General features: G+C 75.3%; 15 protein-coding genes. 7 read left to right on the top strand and 8 right to left on the bottom strand.

The annotated features are described in order from the left end of the window. Window positions 1-6: 6 nt before the first annotated feature. The 6 genes from GA0070213_RS02845 to GA0070213_RS02820 form a co-directional block, all read right to left on the bottom strand. Entirely contained in the window at window positions 7-1,074 is a 1,068-nt protein-coding gene (locus tag GA0070213_RS02845; protein WP_091056467.1) for a hypothetical protein, read from the bottom strand. Beyond that, the gene (locus tag GA0070213_RS02840; RefSeq protein WP_091056464.1) at window positions 1,071-1,418 is read right to left on the bottom strand and encodes a PadR family transcriptional regulator; all 348 of its coding nucleotides are present in this window, start codon (window positions 1,416-1,418) and stop codon (window positions 1,071-1,073) included. The genes GA0070213_RS02845 and GA0070213_RS02840 overlap by 4 nt, the downstream gene beginning before the upstream one ends. Before the next feature lie 41 nt (window positions 1,419-1,459). Beyond that, complete coding sequence (locus GA0070213_RS02835; protein WP_091056461.1) at window positions 1,460-1,957, bottom strand: NUDIX hydrolase; 498 nt, start codon at window positions 1,955-1,957, stop codon at window positions 1,460-1,462. A 38-nt stretch (window positions 1,958-1,995) separates the two neighbouring features. Then, entirely contained in the window at window positions 1,996-3,780 is a 1,785-nt protein-coding gene (locus GA0070213_RS02830) for a CehA/McbA family metallohydrolase domain-containing protein (protein WP_091056458.1), read from the bottom strand. A gap of 145 nt (window positions 3,781-3,925) precedes the next feature. Beyond that, window positions 3,926-4,366: a DUF4395 domain-containing protein gene (locus GA0070213_RS02825; RefSeq protein ID WP_091056455.1), complete on the bottom strand. Its 441-nt coding sequence runs from the start codon at window positions 4,364-4,366 to the stop codon at window positions 3,926-3,928. Between the two features lie 187 nt (window positions 4,367-4,553). Then, complete coding sequence (locus GA0070213_RS02820; RefSeq protein WP_245716225.1) at window positions 4,554-5,036, bottom strand: thioredoxin family protein; 483 nt, start codon at window positions 5,034-5,036, stop codon at window positions 4,554-4,556. 212 nt (window positions 5,037-5,248) lie between these two features. On the opposite strand from GA0070213_RS02820, the gene GA0070213_RS02815 reads away from it, so the two are divergent. The 7 genes from GA0070213_RS02815 to GA0070213_RS02785 all read left to right on the top strand — a co-directional run bounded on the left by GA0070213_RS02815 (window position 5,249) and on the right by GA0070213_RS02785 (window position 14,450). Further along, complete coding sequence (locus GA0070213_RS02815) at window positions 5,249-6,382, top strand: peptidoglycan recognition protein family protein (protein WP_091056449.1); 1,134 nt, start codon at window positions 5,249-5,251, stop codon at window positions 6,380-6,382. A gap of 270 nt (window positions 6,383-6,652) precedes the next feature. Continuing rightward, window positions 6,653-9,838, top strand: a complete 3,186-nt coding sequence (locus GA0070213_RS02810; protein ID WP_091056447.1) for a penicillin acylase family protein — start codon at window positions 6,653-6,655, stop codon at window positions 9,836-9,838. A gap of 94 nt (window positions 9,839-9,932) precedes the next feature. Further along, a complete protein-coding gene (gene dinB / locus GA0070213_RS02805; protein WP_091056444.1) occupies window positions 9,933-11,120 on the top strand; it encodes a DNA polymerase IV in 1,188 nt (395 codons plus the stop codon). Window positions 11,121-11,221: 101 nt separating this feature from the next. Continuing rightward, window positions 11,222-12,154 (top strand): hypothetical protein, encoded by a 933-nt coding sequence (locus tag GA0070213_RS02800; protein ID WP_091056441.1) that lies wholly within the window; start codon window positions 11,222-11,224, stop codon window positions 12,152-12,154. Then, window positions 12,151-12,594, top strand: a complete 444-nt coding sequence (locus GA0070213_RS02795) for an ABA4-like family protein (protein ID WP_091056438.1) — start codon at window positions 12,151-12,153, stop codon at window positions 12,592-12,594. The genes GA0070213_RS02800 and GA0070213_RS02795 overlap by 4 nt, the downstream gene beginning before the upstream one ends. Window positions 12,595-12,603: 9 nt before the next feature. Then, window positions 12,604-13,827 carry a sensor histidine kinase gene (locus GA0070213_RS02790; RefSeq protein WP_091056435.1) on the top strand — a complete coding sequence of 408 codons (1,224 nt, stop codon included), beginning with the start codon at window positions 12,604-12,606 and terminating at the stop codon, window positions 13,825-13,827. Beyond that, window positions 13,824-14,450, top strand: a complete 627-nt coding sequence (locus tag GA0070213_RS02785) for a response regulator (protein ID WP_091056432.1) — start codon at window positions 13,824-13,826, stop codon at window positions 14,448-14,450. The genes GA0070213_RS02790 and GA0070213_RS02785 overlap by 4 nt, the downstream gene beginning before the upstream one ends. 3 nt (window positions 14,451-14,453) lie before the next feature. On the opposite strand, the gene GA0070213_RS02780 is transcribed toward GA0070213_RS02785, so the two are convergent. Further along, a complete protein-coding gene (locus tag GA0070213_RS02780; protein WP_091056429.1) occupies window positions 14,454-15,167 on the bottom strand; it encodes an RraA family protein in 714 nt (237 codons plus the stop codon). Window positions 15,168-15,236: 69 nt separating this feature from the next. Further along, window positions 15,237-15,989, bottom strand: a complete 753-nt coding sequence (locus GA0070213_RS02775) for a dienelactone hydrolase family protein (protein WP_091056426.1) — start codon at window positions 15,987-15,989, stop codon at window positions 15,237-15,239. Window positions 15,990-16,072 lie beyond the last annotated feature (83 nt).

Genomic DNA, 16,072 nt, shown 5'->3' with positions numbered 1-16,072 from the left:
GACACGTCAGCCGGCCGGCCGCTCCCGGTCGGCGGCGCGCCCCAGCGCCACCATCCGCTGCGTCTCCTCGCGTCGCCGGACCAGCAGCACCCCGGCCAGGAACGTGATCGGCGGGACGAGCGCCAGCATCGCCCACTGGGCGCCGACCAGGGGAATGACGTGCCCCAGGTGGACCGTGGAGGTCGTCCAGCCGGCCAACGCGCTGTCGATCACCAGGGCGAGGGCGGCCACCGGCGCCAGCAGCACCACGATCCGCCGCCGCACCGCCGGGGTCAGCCGCAGCACCGGTACGGCGACCGCCAGGCCCGCCGCCGCGAGGCCGGCGAGGTACAGGTTCATCACCGGCTCGCTGCCGGCGCTCAGCCCGTAGAAGCTCTCGTAGCTGACCTCGCCCCCGCCGAACAGCGGACTGGTGACCCGGTTCAACTCCAGCAGGCCCACCACCGACACCGTCCCGGCCACCAGTGCCGCGAGTCGACGCGGGCCCAGCACGCGCACCGCCCGGCGTGGCGGCGCCGCCACGGTGAGCGCCGCGGCGGCGACCACGGCCAGGGCGAACTGCGGCAGGGTGTCCACGACGTATCCCGGCTGCTCGACCGCGCCCGGCCCGACCAGCACCACCCAGCCGGCGACCCCGGCCCAGGCCACGCCCGTGGCGATCCGGCGCAGCCCGACCGCCGCGGCCACCGCGACCACCGCCCAGCCGACCAGACGCAGCCAGTCGACCGGGTCCGGCGCGGGTGGTCGCAACGGCGGCGGCAGGGACGGGTCGACCAGGATCTGGTCCAGCACGTTCTTCCCGGCGGCGGCGGTGAGCACCAGCGCCACCAGCAACCCGGTGACGGCGGCGGCGTCGGCCCACGCCGGCTCGGTGAACCCCCGTGCGCCCACCCGCAGCCGGGCCCGCAGCCCCGCCCCCACCAGGTCGACCGTGTCGGCGAGACCCGGGCGGGTCTGCCCCGGCCTGGCGCCCGCCATCAGCACGGCCAGCATCTCCTCCTCGTAGACCCGGCGATGGGCCCAGGGATGGACGGCCAGCAGCCGCCGGTAGCGGCGCTCCAGCGACCCGCTCATGAGAGCCCTCCCTCGGGCAGCAGCCCGGCGGCGCGCAACCGGCGGCCGGCGGTGTCGGCGTGCCGGCGCAGCCGGTCCACCTCGGTGGCGAGCCGGGTCGCCCCCAGCGCGGTGAGCCGGTAGTAGCGGCGCAGCCGGGACTGCACCACCTCCTCCCGGTCGACCTCGATCAGGCCGTCGGACCGCAGTCGGTCCAGCACGGCGTAGAGGGTGCCGGCGCGCAACCGGACCCGCCCGTCGGAGATGCGGAGCACGTCCTCGATGACCGCGTAGCCGTGCCGGGGCTCCTCGGTCAGCGCGGTGAGGATCAGGAACGTCGGCTCCCGCAGCGGAGATTCACTCACACCGGAAGCATATACCGACTAGCGGTATATGCACACGCCCGTCACGGCAGGCGGCTGGGGTACGGCGGAAGGCGGTCGGCAAGGATGTCGGCCAGCAGTGTGAACAGACCGACCGGGTAGACGACGTCGCTGGTCGAGGCCAGATCATCGAGCGTCCACCAGCGATGCCCCGCGTGCGTGTCCCGCTCGTGCGGTTCCATCCGGTCGACGTCGACGCGGTGGCGGTCGAGGCGATGCAGGAAGAAGTCGTCGCGGAATATCCCGCTCATCCCACCGCGATCGCCGGTTTCGACGCGGTACGCGACGGGCCGGCCCAGACGGCGGGGGTCGACCGCCAGACCAATCTCCTCGCGCAACTCGCGGGCCGCGGCGGCGGGCAACGACTCACCGGCCTCCACTCCACCGCCCGGCGTGATCCAGCCGTGTCCGCGTGCCGGTCGGTTCGCCGGGAACCGGAAGCGCAGGAGGAGAAGCCGGCCGTCGCGGTCGACCAGCAGGACCCGCGCCGAACGACGGCGATACGGGCCGGAAGCGGTCATCTGGGCGAGTCTACGAGGTCGAACCGGCGCGACGTCGGTCAGAAGCGGCGCGCCGGGGGGACGCCCGAGGGCGGCTCCCGGCGCAGCAGCCAGAGTGGGTTGCTCGCGGCGACGATCGCGCCGTCGCGGTCCCGCACCTGGGTGCGCAGGTACGCGCCGCCGCCCACCCGCACCGGCAGGTCGTGCCAGCCCTGCCGCAGCTGCCGCCACGGCACCTGTCTGGTCCGGACCGCCGGGGTCGGGTCCGCCTCGCCGGCCAGGTCCACCTCGCCGGTGACCACCTCCAGCGTCGCCCCGGCCGGCAGGTCGGTGGCGCGCAGCCGCACCGTGACGGTGTCGTCGACGACCGTCGGCAACGCGCCCATCGCGCTGCGGCCACCGAACTCCAGGTCCAGCGCCCCCCGGTAGCCGACCAGGTCGGCGAACCAGGCCTGCCCGGCGCGCAGCGCCGCGACCAGGTCGTCACGGCCGGTCGAGGCGGCCCAGACGGACGTGATCCACCGGTCCCGCCCGGCCCGCCAGTCGGTGCCGTCGTGGTCGTCGGTCACCCCCACGGCGGTCAGCGGGATCGCGTTGCGGGCCGCCACGTCGTACGCCCAGAGGTGGTCCTCGACCGGGGTTCGGCCGATCTCGATCAGGTCGGCGCCGAGCCCGCGCCGGGCCACCAGCAGCCGGGCCAGCGAGTCCCGGCGCTCCACGTCCAGCGGGTGGTTCCAGCAGACCACGCCGCCGTGGGCGTGCAGGAACTCCGCCATCCGCTCGGTCGCGCCGGGGTCGTTGTCCCGGTAGGGCGGGGACGGGAAGCGCGGCAGCGTGCCGTCGCCGCCGAACCAGTTGAGGTGCCGCACCATCGACACCTCGTACGCCCGGTGGTGGGTCACGCCCGGGTAGGCGCCGTCGTAGCCGCGCAGCACCTCGGCGCGCAGATCCTCCCCGCCCTGCCCGGCCCGCCGCGCCCGGTCGAAGACCAGCCGGTCGACCAGGTACGCGCCGCGCGCCCCGCCGTCGACGGTCACGCCGAGGCGCAGCCCGCGCAGCGAGTTGTCGCCGGCCACCAGGTCGGGCCAGAGTCGCCGGACGTCGGCGAGCAGGTCGAACGTGTGCCGCCGCCAGGCGCCGGCCGGGGCGGGCACGTCGACGGTACCGTGCCGGCCGTCGGCGGCGTGCCGGAGAGTGGTCGCCGCGCCGAGGCGGTAGCGCAGCACCAGCTGGCCGGCGGCCCGGCCGGGCCCGGCCGGGTGGTGGGACAGGGCGACCTCGACGGTGAGCGTGGCGTCCGGGCCGGTCGCCTCGGGCCGCACGTCCAGATGCAGCGTGGTGTCGGAGATGTTCCCGGTGTGCGTCCAGTTCCAGGCCTTGCCCGCGTACCAGTGGGTGCCGGCGCCGGTGGCGGCCAGGCGCAACGCGCGGCCGGGGCCGTCGGCGGCGTCCGGCGCGGCGACGAAGTCGGCCGCCGACTCGGTGAGCCGCCCCTCGGTGGCCGACGTCCAGGTCCAGGCCAGCTCGCCCTCCCGTTCCTCCGGGCCGTCGAAGCGCACGACGCGGCGGTGGTCGTGCGCGGCGACCCGGAAGTCGTGGTCGGTCCACCAGAGCACGTCGACGGCGTTGCGGCGGGCCTGGTCGAGGTGGGCGGCGTAGCTGGCGACGCCCTCGCTGAACGAGGCGTGCAGGTGCATGGCCATGCTGACCGGCCGGCGTCCGCGGGCCGGTGCCGGCCGGTCACGGGTGATGGCCAGCCCGACCGGTACGCCGATGCCGGCGACCGCCAGCCCGCCCGCGGCGGCGAGCACACCACGCCGGTCCAGCCGCGCCCCTCCACCCATCCCACTCCCCCGTCCCACCCCGACCCAGCGTAGAACCCCGCCCACCCCTCGCCCCCGCCGATCTTGCGGTTGCGGCCCCCGGCACGGGCGGATCGCCCCTTTCGCCGGGGCACCAAGTGCAAGATCGGCGGGGTGGGGTGGGGGGTCAGCGCGGGGGGACGGGGAGGCGGGCGGTCAGGGGGCGGCCGGTGAGGCGGCGGAGCGCCAGGTAGGCCTCGCAACCCAGGCAGAGTCCGAACGCCGCGTTGAGGAACGCGGCGGCGAGCGCGCCGGCGGTGGCGACCAGCCCGAGGACGCTCAGGCCGGTGAACCAGGCCACCGCGCCCACGGCGGTGAAGGCCAGCCCGACGAGCTGCGCGAACCGGACCGGGGCGACCGGCTCCAGCTCGACCGGCGGGTCCAGCCGGGGGGCGACCACGGCCCGGAAGAGCAGGCCGTACGGGCCGAGACGCGGGTGGGCCGCGGTGAGCGCGAAGACGACGGCCTGGGCGAGCAGGAGCAGCCCGGATCCGGTGAGCAGGGCGACGGCGAGGACGACCGTGGTGAGGGCGGCGGCGAAGCGCGGCCCTCGGGGATCGAGCAGCATCGAGGGGTTCCGTTCCGGGGCGAGGGCGAGCGGGGGGTGGTCGGTCAGGCGGCGCGGGCCGGCGCACAGAGGCTCGACGCCAGCCGGCCGTGGTCCACCACCCGCCGCCGGACCAGCCACACACCGGCGGTACCGGCGCCGGCCGACCGTGCCGCGGCAGATCGCGCCGTGGCGGGGCGCGTCCCGGTCATCGGCGCGCTCCGGCGGCGAGCGGGATGAGCGCGGCCAGCAGCTCGTCCCGGTCGGGTACGCCGGTGACCCGCCGGACGATCCGCCCACCCGCGTCCACCAGCAGCAGCGTCGGGGTGCGCCAGACGTCCAGGGCGCGGGCCGCGTCGAGGTGCTCGTCGACGCCGACCTCCAGCAGGGTCACCCCGTCGAGTCCGCCGGTGACGTCGTCGAGGATCCGGCGGGTGGCCCGGCAGGGCGCGCAGACGGGGGCGGAGAACTGCACCACGGTGACCGCGCCGGGGCGTACCCCGAGGGCGGCGAGGGTGGCCGCGTGGCGCACGTCGCCGGCGGCGACCGACCCGTCGGTGCCGGCGGCGGGTCGTCGATCCCGGACAGCGCGCAGCCGGCCGTCGCGACCGCGGCGCCACCAGCCGAGCGCGGTGGCCGCCGCGAGGACCGCGACGAGCACGGCGAGGCCGGTCAGGTTGGGCGACTGCACCGGTCCAGGCTGCCACGGCAATCGGCCGAGCGACATGGTCCGTCCCGGTCATCGGACGTGACATCGCCTACTGGTCCGGTAGGAGTGGGCCGGCGCGGGTGGCTTTTGTCCCCTGGCGCGCGGCGCGGTCGTGGCAATATTCTCCACCTCGCGCGCTTCACTTGGAGTTCCTTTACATCGCCCGGCGTCGGTCGGGTCATCGAGGAGATGCCATGCACTTCGACCATCCCGAGCTGGATCGCCGCACGCTGCTACGGGCCGGCCTCGGCGCCGCCACGGTCGCGGTCGTCGGGACCGAACTCGCGCTCCCGAACGCCGCGCACGCCGCGCCGGGCGCGGATCTCGACTGGATCATCAGCTGCGACGAGTGGGCCGCCCGGCCGCCGTCGGGTGCGCTGTCGGTCAGCGCGATCCCCACCAACAAGATCATCCTGCACCACATGGCGTTCCCGAACGTCACCGACCACTCCGAGGAGCACGCCAAGCAGCTGGCCCGCGACTGCCAGGACCTGCACATGGACGGCAACGGCTGGTCGGACACCGGGCAGCACTTCACGGTCAGCCGCGGCGGCCACGTCCTGGAGGGACGGCACGGCAGCCTGGAGCGGTTGGCGGCCGGCGACCGGCAGATGATCGCCGCGCACTGCCCGGGCGAGAACGGCCGCGCCATCGGCATCGAGAACGAGGGCACCTACGTCACCGAGGCGCCGCCGGAGGACCTGCTCGACGGGCTGGTGCGGCTCTGCACCGCGGTCTGCCGGCAGTACGGGCTGCACGCGCACGACATCTTCGGCCACTGGGACTTCCGGGAGACCCAGTGCCCGGGCGCGACGTTCTACCGGGAGTTCCCGGCGGTGCGGCGTCGGGTGTTCCGGAAGCTGGGCACCCGCCTGGGCGACGTGCCGGCGCGCCGCTGGCCGGACATCTGGCGCTTCGTCGGCGGCCCGGTGGTCCGGGTCGCGCAGTACCTGCTGACGTTCCGCGGCTACGCCGTGCCGGTCACCGGCGTGTTCGACGCGGCAACCGTCGCGGCGGTGCAGGACTGGCAGGCCCGCAACGGCATCCCGGTCGACGTCGACGCCACCCTGACGGCGCCCACCTGGGAGACGCTCGCCCCGGAGTTGGACCAGCGCGACACCGGCGTGCCGGTGGTCGCGGCGCAGTTCATGCTCGCCTCCAAGGGCTGGGCGGAGGTCACCCCGACCGGCGAGTACGACCACGCGACCCGGAGCGCGGTGAAGGACCTGCAACGCCTGCACGGGCTGCCGCCCACCGGCAAGCTCAGCACCACCACCTGGTGCGCCCTGGTGGGGGGCGTGGTGCGCCAGTCGTTCCACAAGCACTGACGGCGCGCCGGCTCAGGAACGCGGTGGGGGGTGGCAACGGCGCCACCCCCCACCGTCGCGTCCACGGGCGACGATGGGGGCGAAACGTCGGCATTCACGGCTGGTGAACGACGGCTATCCCGAGCGACGGTTCGCCGCCGATCATTGCCCGGAGATAGATATGAGTCATTCTCACCTCCGGGTGGAACGCCCGGGCGCGGAGGGCGAGACGTCGGCACCGACCCGCCGGGCGTACCGAAGGCCCGACTCCGCGTCCCCGGAGGAATCGCCATGCCCCGTCGCCCACTCCGCGCCCGGCTCGCGGCACTCACCGCCGCCGCCCTGACCGCGAGCGTGCTGACCGTCACCCCGCCCTCACCGGCGCTCGCGGCCAGCACCTTCGCCCCGAACGACTACTGCCTCGGCCAGTGCGCCGACATCCTGCCGCCCGGGCAGAACGGCAACGCCACGCTCGTCGCGATCCTGGCCCACCAGACGCTCGGCACCCGCCCGGCGCACTCCAGCGACCAGCTCGACGAGTACGCGAACCTGGTCTACAACTACGCCGGGCTGACCGACGAGCAGATCGCCCAGTTCTACAACGACTCCTCGTTCGGCGTGCCCGCCGCGCAGGTCGAGAGCACCGTCTCACCGCGCTCGGACGTCACCATCGTGCGGGACAGGGCCACCGGCGTCCCGCACGTCACCGGCACCACCCGCGGCGGCACCATGTTCGGCGCCGGCTACGCCGGGGCCCAGGACCGACTCTGGGTGATGGACCTGCTGCGCCACGTCGGCCGCGGCAACGTCACCTCGTTCGCCGGCGGCGCCCCCGGCAACCGGGAGCTGGAGCAGAGCGTCTGGGCCAACTCGCCCTACACCGAGGCGGACCTCCAGGCCCAGGTGGACGCGCTGCGCACCAGGGGCGCCCGGGGCCAGCAGCTCTACACCGACGTGGTCGACTACATCGCCGGCATCAACGCCTACATCGACAAGTCGATCGCCGACGACAACTACCCCGGCGAGTACGTGCTCGCCGGCGCCGGCAAGCCGAAGCACTTCACCATGACCGACCTGATCGCCACCGCCGGCGTGATCGGCGGCCTGTTCGGCGGCGGCGGTGGCAGCGAGATCCAGTCCGCGCTGGTGCGCGTCGCCGCGCGCGCCAAGTACGGCGCCACCGAGGGCGACAAGGTGTGGGCGGCGTTCCGCTCGCAGAACGACCCGGAGACCGTGCTCACGCTGCACGACGGGCAGAGCTTCCCGTACGGTGCGACGCCGCCGGGCGCGACGAGCGCGGTGCTGCCCGACGCGGGCTCGGTGGTCGCCGAGCCGCTCGCCTACGACCAGACCGGCGGCGCCGCCTCCCGCACCGGCGCCAGCAAGGCCACCAAGGAGCTGCTCGGCGGCCTGGCCAACCTGCGCGCGCACGGCATGTCCAACGCCGTGGTGGTCTCCGGCCGGCACACCACCACCGGCAACCCGGTGGCCGTGTTCGGGCCGCAGACCGGCTACTTCGCCCCGCAACTGCTGATGCTCCAGGAGTTGCAGGGGCCGGGGATCAGCGCCCGCGGCGCGGCGTTCGCCGGGCTGAACCTCTACGTGCTGCTCGGCCGCGGCCAGGACTACGCGTGGAGCGCCACCTCCGCCTCGCAGGACCTGACCGACACGTACGCGGTGCCGCTGTGCACCACCGACGGCAGCGCGCCGACGCTGCGCACCAACCGCTACCTCTACCACGGCCAGTGCCTCGCCATGGAGGCGCTGGAGCAGCGCAACTCCTGGTCGCCGACGCTCGCCGACTCCACCCCGGCCGGCTCCTACACGCTGCGCGCGCTGCGCACCAAGTACGGGCTGGTGTCCTACCGGGGGCTGGTGAACGGGCAGCCCACCGCGTTCACCAAGCTGCGCTCCACCTACCGGCACGAGGCCGACTCGGCGATCGGCTTCCAGGCCTTCAACGACCCGTCGGCGATGGGCAGCGCGGCGGCGTTCCAGGCGTCCGCGGCCAGCGTCGGCTACGCGTTCAACTGGTTCTACGTCAACTCGACCGAGGCGGCGTACTACAACTCCGGCGCGAACCCGGTCCGGTCGTCGGTCACCGACCCGAACCTGCCGGCGAAGGCCGAGCCGGCGTACGAGTGGGCCGGCTGGAACCCGGACACCAACGACGCCAGCTACGCGCCGGCGTCGGCGCACCCGCAGTCGGTCAACCAGGACTACTACGTCAGCTGGAACAACAAGCAGGCGCGGGACTTCGGGGCGGCGGACGGCAACTTCAGCTTCGGCTCCGTACACCGGGGTCAGTTGCTCGACGGCCCGGTGCGCGCCGCGATCGCCCAGCGCAAGCTCGGCCGCGCCGACGTCGTCAAGATCATGGCGGACGCGGCGGTGACCGACCTGCGCGGCCAGCAGGTCCTCGGCGACCTGCTGCGGGTGCTGGACAGCGCGCCGGTCACCGACCCGGCGCTGGCCGACGCGGTCACCAAGCTGCGGGCCTGGCAGCAGGCCGGCGCCCGGCGGGTGGAGACGGCCCCGGGATCGAAGGTCTACCAGCACGCCGACGCGATCCGGATCTTCGACGCCTGGTGGCCGCTGCTCGCCTCGGCGGAGTTCCGCCCCGGGCTCGGGCCGGACCTCTACGCCGCGCTCGTCGACGCGATCGAGGTCAACGAGGCGCCGTCGGGCGGGCAGAACGGCGGTCGCGACGGCGCGACGAGCTGGGCCCTGGCGGGCCAGGCGCACAAGGGCTCGTCGTTCCAGTACGGCTGGTGGGGCTACGTCGACAAGGACGTGCGCACCGTGCTCGGCGACCCGGTCGCCGGCGGGCTGGGGCGCGCCTACTGCGGCAACGGCAACCTGGGCGCCTGTCGGACGGCGCTGCTCGGGGCGCTGGGCCAGGCCGCCGCGGTGCCGGCGACCACCGTCTACCCGGGTGACAAGTCCTGCGGCGCCGGCGACCAGTGGTGCGCCGACTCGATCGCCCAGTCCGGCCTGGGCGGCATCACCCACCCGCTGATCGCCTGGCAGAACCGGCCGACCTACCAGCAGGTGGTGTCGTTCCCGGCGCGCCGGGGCGACGACGTCACCAACCTGGCCCAGGGCCGTCCGGCCAGCGCGTCGAGCACCCAGTTCCTGACCAGCTACACCCCGGACAAGGCGGTCGACGGCAGCCTGGGCAGCCGGTGGGCCAGCAGCTACAACGACAACCAGTGGCTGCGGGTCGACCTCGGGGCGGCCCGCACGGTGAGCCGGGCGGTGCTGCGCTGGGAGTCGGCGTACGCCACGTCGTACCGGATCGAGGTCTCCGGCGACGGCACCTCCTGGACGCCGGTGTTCGCCACCACCACCGGCAACGGCGGCGTCGACAACGCCACCTTCGCCCCGGTCAGCGCACGCTACGTGCGGGTGTACGGGGTCAAGCGGGCCACCTCGTACGGGTTCTCGCTCTACGAGTTCGAGGTCTACGGGCGGTGACGCGGGCGGCCGGCCGGCGGGTCCCTCCCGCCGGCCGGCCCTCGTCCGGGCAGGCCAGCCCGCATCTCTCGAACAGGTGTGCGAAGATAACCGGGTGTCGGGCGAGGCCACCATCCTGCATGCCGACCTGGACGCGTTCTACGCCTCCGTCGAGCAACGCGACGATCCCCGGCTGCGCGGCCGGCCGGTGATCGTCGGCGGCGGCGTCGTGCTCGCCTGCAGCTACGAGGCGAAGGCCCGGGGCGTGCGCAGCGCGATGGGCGGCCGGCAGGCGCGGCGGCTCTGCCCGGAGGCGATCGTGGTGCCGCCCCGGATGGCCGCCTACACCGCCGCCAGCCGCGCGGTGTTCGAGATCTTCCGGCACACCACCCCGCTGGTCGAGGGGCTCAGCATCGACGAGGCGTTCCTCGACGTGGGCGGGCTGCGGCGGCTGGTCGGCCCGCCGGCCGGCATCGCGGCCGAGCTGCGCGAGCGGGTCCGCCGGCAGGTGGGCCTGCCGATCACGGTCGGCGTGGCCCGCACCAAGTTCCTCGCCAAGGTCGCCAGCGGGGTGGCCAAGCCGGACGGGCTGCTGGTCGTCGAGCCCGACCGGGAGCTGGCCTTCCTGCACCCGCTGCCGGTGGAGCGGCTGTGGGGCGTCGGCCCGGTCACCGCCGGCCGGCTGCGCGAGCGCGGCCTGCGTACCGTCGGGCAGGTGGCCCGGCTCGACGAGCCCGCCCTGGTGTCGCTGCTCGGCGGCGGTGCCGGCCGGCACCTGCACGCCCTGGCGCACAACCGTGACCCGCGCGCGGTGCAGGTGGGCCGCCGGCGCTCCTCGATGGGCGCGCAGCACGCGCTGGCCCGCGAGCCGCACTCCCCCGCCGAGCTGGACGCGGTGCTGGCCGGGCTGGTCGACCGGGTGACCGGGCGGATGCGCGACGCCCGGCGCACCGGCCGCACGGTGACGCTGCGGCTGCGCTTCGCCGACTACACCCGGGCGACCCGCTCGCACACGCTCGACAAGCCGACCGCGCAGACCGCCCCGCTGCGGGCCGCCGCCCGGGCGCTGCTGCGCGCCGCGCTGCCGCTGATCGAGCAGCGCGGCGTCACCCTGCTGGGCGTCTCGGTGGGCAACCTGGACGGCGGGCACACCCAGCTCACGCTGCCGTTCACCGCCGAGCCGGGGCCGGCGCTGGACGCCGCGGTCGACGCCGTGCGCGACCGGTTCGGCTCGCGGGCCTTGACCCGCGGCGTGCTGCTCGGCCGCGACCCGGGCGTGGAGATGCCCCGGCTGCCCGACTGAGCGTCTCCTCCCCCGGTAGGAGACGCGGCTCGCACCGAAGGCCGCCACCGCGGCTCCGGGTCGGGCGCGACCGGCCGCGCCGACCACCAGCATCTACAGGCATGACTACCGTGTGGAACCGGGCGGCCGGATGGCACCGCCCCCTGCTGCTCCTCGTGGCCGCGATGGCGGTGCTCACCGTCGTCGCCGCGATCGGCGTGGTGGCCGACCCCCGGGTGCTCACCGGCGCCCCCGCCTGGCTCAAGCCGCTGAAGTTCGCGATCTCGTTCACGGTCTACGGTGTGACGCTCGCCTGGATGCTGTCCCTGCTGCCGACACGCAGCCGACTCGCGGAGCGGGCGGCCACCGTGATCGTGGCGGTGTCGGTGGTGGAGATGGTCGTCATCGTCGGCCAGGTGGTCCGCGGCACCACCAGCCACTTCAACGGCACCACCCCGCTCAACGCGGCGCTGTTCGACGTGATGGGCGCGGCGATCATGGTGCTCTTCCTGGCCCAGGTCGTGCTCGCGGTCGTGCTGCTGCGCCGGCGCACGCCGGACCGGGCCGGCGGGTACGCGGTGCGCCTCGGTCTCGGGGTGTCGCTGCTCGGCATGCTCGTCGCGTTCCCGATGGTGGCGCAGCGGCCCGCCGGAGCGCCGGCCGGGATCACCGGGGCGCACAGCGTCGGCGTGCCGGACGGCGGACCGGGGCTGCCGCTGGTCGGCTGGAGCACCACCGGCGGTGACCTGCGGGTCGGACACTTCGTCGGGTTGCACGCGCTGCAGGCGCTGCCGCTGCTGGCGATCCTGCTCGACCGGTTCCTCGGCACCCGACTGGACGAGCTGACCCGGGCCCGGCTGGTGCTCGTCGGCGGCGCCGGGTACGCCGCGCTCACCCTGCTGCTCACCTGGCAGGCGCTGCGCGGGCAGCCGCTGTCGCGGCCGGACGGCCTCACCCTGGCCGTGGCGGCGGTGTTGGCGCTCGCCACCGCGACGGCCGCCGGCCTGGTGCTGGCCCGCCGGGTCCGCCGCGCCGGAATGGCGCTGGCCGGATGAGCGGCGCGCTGTTCGGGTTGACGTTCGCCCTAGCCGCCCCGTTCTGGGCGCTGATGATCCTGGCGCCGCGCTGGTCGTGGACAACCCGGATCGTCGGCTCGCCGCTGATCGTGGCGCCCGTTCTGCTGGTGTACGCGCTGCTGGTGCTGCCGGCACTCGGCGCGGTGCTGCCGGTGGTCACCGCGCCGACCCTGGACGGCCTGCGGGACCTCCTCGGCACCGCCGACGGCGCGGCGGCGGCCTGGGCCCACATGATCGGCTTCGACCTGTTCGTGGGCCGCTGGATCTTCGCCGACGCGCGGGAGCGGGGCGTCCCGGCAGTGCTCACCGCCGGCGTGCTGCTGCTCACCATCCTGCTCGGCCCACTCGGGCTGGCCGTCCACCTCGGACTGCGCCGGCGGTGGCGGCGGCCGGTGGCTCCGGCCGCCGCGGTTGCCTAGGCTGGCGCGGTGGGCTGGGTGGGGCGGTTGTTCGACGCGCGGGACACGCTCGCGCGGATGTTGCTGCTGGATCTCAGCGGTGTCGGCTACCTGGTCATCGGCGCGCACGGCCGGCCCGCCCCGACCGCGACGCAGTGGTGGCTCGCGGTCGCGGCGTTCGCGGTGGCGCTGCTGTGCCACCGACGGCCGCTGCTGAACCTGATGATCCAGTCCGCCCTGCTGGTGGCGGCACTCCCGTTGGTCGACGACGTGACGATCAACCAGGTCGGCGCGAGCTGGGCGCTGCTGGAGCTGACCATGCGGGCGAGCCGGCCGCGCACGTTCTGGCTGGCGGCCGGGCTGGTGGCCACGATCGACGTGAGCCGGGTGATCGGCGCGCCGGTCCGGCAGGCGCTCACCGGTGTGTTCGGGCTGGCCGTCACCGTCGGCCTGCCGCTGCTGCTCGGGCTGGTCGTGCGGACCACCCGGGAGCTGGGCCGGCAGGCCGAGGAGCGGGCCGCGGCCGAGCAGCACCGGCGCGAGTCGGAGAGCCGGGCCGCCCGCGCCGACGAGCGCAGCGCCATCGCCCGCGAACTGCACGACGTGCTCGCCCACCACGTCGCGTCGATGGTGCTGCGGGTCGGGGTGGCCCGGCACGTGCTGCCGGACCTGGACCCCCGGGTGGGCGCGGTCTTCGACGACGTGCACACCACCGGCACGGCGGCGCTGACCGACCTGCGCCGGCTGGTCGCGGTGCTGCGCGAACCGGACGGCGTCCGGGGTGACGCGGCGCTGACGGTCATCGAGCCGGCGGCGCTGCCGGCGGCTCTCGGGGCGGCGGTGGACCGGGCCCGGCAGGCCGGCGTCGTGGTGGAGGCCGACGTGGACGCGGCCGTCGGCACGCTGGACGCGGTCCGCGGTCAGGCGGTGCTGCGGCTGACCCAGGAGGCGTTGACGAACGTGGCGAAGCATGCGGGCGCGGCGGCCCGGGCCCGGCTGACCGTGTCGATGGTGGACGGCGCGGTGCACTGGGCGGTGTCCGACGACGGGCGCGGCGCCGCGCCGGCCGGCGTGCCGTCCGGCGGCGGCCACGGCCTGGTCGGGATGCGGGAACGGGTGGAGGTGCTCGGCGGGCGGCTGGAGGCCGGGCCGACCGAAACGGGCTGGCAGGTGCGCACCGTCCTGCCGGCCGGCCCGGACCGGGCCCCCGGTGGGGCGCCGCCGCCCCGGCCGGTCGCGCCGGAGCCGGCGTGATCCGGGTCCTGCTGGTCGACGACCAGCACCTCATCCGGGCCGGCCTGCGGATGCTCTGCGACGCCCAGCCCGACCTGGAGGTCGTCGGCGAGGCCGACAACGGCCGCGACGCGGTCACCCTCGCCGCCCGGCTGCGCCCGGACGTGGTGGTGATGGACCTGCGGATGCCGGGCGTCGACGGGATCAGCGCGACCAGCCGGATCCTCGCCGACCGGCCGGCCACCCGGATCATGGTGCTCACCACGTTCGGCGACGACGACCACCTCTACCCGGCGCTGACCGCGGGCGCCTGCGGCTTCCTGCTCAAGGACGCGCCACCGGCCGAGCTGCTCGACGGGGTGCGCCGGGCCGCCGCCGGGGAGAGCCCGTTCAGCCCGGACGTGCTGCGCCGACTGGTCCAGCGGGCCGTGCACGCCCGGGTCGACGCACCGCGACGCACGGCCGAACTGACCGCCCGCGAGCAGGACGTGCTCGGCCTGGTCGCGGAAGGGCTGTCCAACACCGAGATCGCGGAACGGCTGCACATCGGCGTGACCACGGTGAAGACCCACATCACCAGCCTGATGACGAAGACCGCCAGCCCCAACCGGGTGCGCCTGGCCCTGTGGGCGCGCGGCGGCTGAGCCTCACTCCTCGATCGCGCCGCCCACCGCGCGCAGGTGCGCCCGGAACGTCAGCGTCGGGTCCGCCGCCCGGGCGGTCAGGTAGTCGCCGAACCCGAGCTGCGCGCGCAGCGACTCGCCGGCGGCGATCCGGTCGGCCTGCCGCCGCTCGGTGTCCCGGATGGACCCGGCCAGGTCGAACAACTCGCCGGCGGCGTCGGCGGGCACGAAGAGCACGCCGTCGTCGTCGGCCAGGACCAGGTCGCGGGCGTCCACCGTGCACGGGCCGACCCGCGCCGAGTCCAGCGCCCCGGCCGGCGGCGGGTCCAGTTCCAGCGGCCCGGTCGGGGTGACGCCGGCGCTGAACACGGGCAGCCCGACCGCCGTCAGGTCGGCGGTGTCCCGGTGCGCGCCCCACACCACCAGGCCGGCCAGGCCGGCCGCCCGGGCCTCCCGCACCACCAGGTCGCCCACGCACGCCCGGTCGGTGCGCCCGCCGTCGTCGACCACCAGCACGTCGCCCGCCGACGCCCGGTCGATCGCCTCCAGGAACACGTCGACGCTGCCGGCGTGCCGGGCCGGCAGCACCCGCCCGGCCAGGCGCCACCCGGCCCGCAGCGGGCGTACGACGGCCGGGGCGCAGCGCACCGGCACCCCGGCCCGCAGGCAGGCGTCGGCGACGTGGGCGGTGGTCAGCGCGGCGAAGCGCACGGCCATCGCGGTGCGGTCGGTCTCCATGGGGCCGACGCTAACCAGCCGGGCCGGTGGTGGCAGGTGCCAGTCGCGCGCCGGTGGCCTGCGGACGGGTCAGCGCCGGAACGTGCGCTCCAGCAGATCGAACAGCGCCGCCCAGTGCCGCTCGGTGGCCTGCTCGTCGTACATCGGGGTGTCCGCCTGGGTGTAGCCGTGGTGGGCCCCCGGGTAGACCTCCGAGCGGTAGGTGACGCCAGCCGCGTCCAGGGTCTTCTCCAGCACGGCGATCTGCTCGGCGGTCATCGAGGCGTCCTGGTCGGCGTGGCCGAAGTAGAGCTCCCCGGTGACCGCGCCGACACCGAGGTGCGGGCTGTCCGGCGCGTCGGTGACCACCCGCCCGGCGTGGAACGCCGCCACGGCGGCGATCCGGTCCGGGTGCGCCTCGATCGCCCGCAGCGCGTTCGTGCCGCCCATGCAGTAGCCGGTGATCGCTGCCGGGCCGGGCGCGACGTCCGGCTGGGCGGCGAGGAAGTCCAGGTAGGCGGCGGTGTCGCGGGCCACCGTCGCCGGCGTCAGCGCGGCGATCATCGGACCGACCCGGGCGAACAGCTCGGCGCGCCGGCTGTCGTCGGCCAGGGCGGACATGTCCACCGGCCCGGTGCGGCCGGCGCGGTGGAACAGGTTGGGCACCAGCACGACGTACCCGCGGGCGGCGATCGTCCCGGCCATCTCGGCCAGCCGGGGCCGCAGCCCGAAGGCGTCCATGAACAGCAGGACGCCGGGGAACGGCCCGCCGGAGTCCGGCCGGGCCAGATAGGCGTCCGCCGTTCCGTCGGGGGTGGGCACGTCCACGATCGTCGGCTGCACTGTCCGGACCTCCTCGTTGCGGGTTCCGCGTCGCACGCTACTCCCGGCCGCGTCGCCCGGCCCGCCGGGTGCACCGGCGGGCC

Source organism: Micromonospora humi, assembly GCF_900090105.1.
Taxonomy (GTDB): Bacteria; Actinomycetota; Actinomycetes; order Mycobacteriales; family Micromonosporaceae; genus Micromonospora; species Micromonospora humi.
The sequence above is the reverse complement of the archived record's forward strand: the minus strand, read 5'-3'. Positions and strand labels throughout refer to the sequence as shown.

Coding starts and splice junctions, on each gene's coding strand:
- GA0070213_RS02835 (WP_091056461.1), bottom strand. CDS start 1,957: ATGACCGCTTCCGGCCCGTATCGCCGTCGTTCGGCGCGGGTCCTGCTG.
- GA0070213_RS02830 (WP_091056458.1), bottom strand. CDS start 3,780: ATGGGTGGAGGGGCGCGGCTGGACCGGCGTGGTGTGCTCGCCGCCGCG.
- GA0070213_RS02845 (WP_091056467.1), bottom strand. CDS start 1,074: ATGAGCGGGTCGCTGGAGCGCCGCTACCGGCGGCTGCTGGCCGTCCAT.
- GA0070213_RS02825 (WP_091056455.1), bottom strand. CDS start 4,366: ATGCTGCTCGATCCCCGAGGGCCGCGCTTCGCCGCCGCCCTCACCACG.
- GA0070213_RS02815 (WP_091056449.1), top strand. CDS start 5,249: ATGCACTTCGACCATCCCGAGCTGGATCGCCGCACGCTGCTACGGGCC.
- GA0070213_RS02810 (WP_091056447.1), top strand. CDS start 6,653: ATGCCCCGTCGCCCACTCCGCGCCCGGCTCGCGGCACTCACCGCCGCC.
- GA0070213_RS02780 (WP_091056429.1), bottom strand. CDS start 15,167: ATGGAGACCGACCGCACCGCGATGGCCGTGCGCTTCGCCGCGCTGACC.
- GA0070213_RS02800 (WP_091056441.1), top strand. CDS start 11,222: ATGACTACCGTGTGGAACCGGGCGGCCGGATGGCACCGCCCCCTGCTG.
- GA0070213_RS02795 (WP_091056438.1), top strand. CDS start 12,151: ATGAGCGGCGCGCTGTTCGGGTTGACGTTCGCCCTAGCCGCCCCGTTC.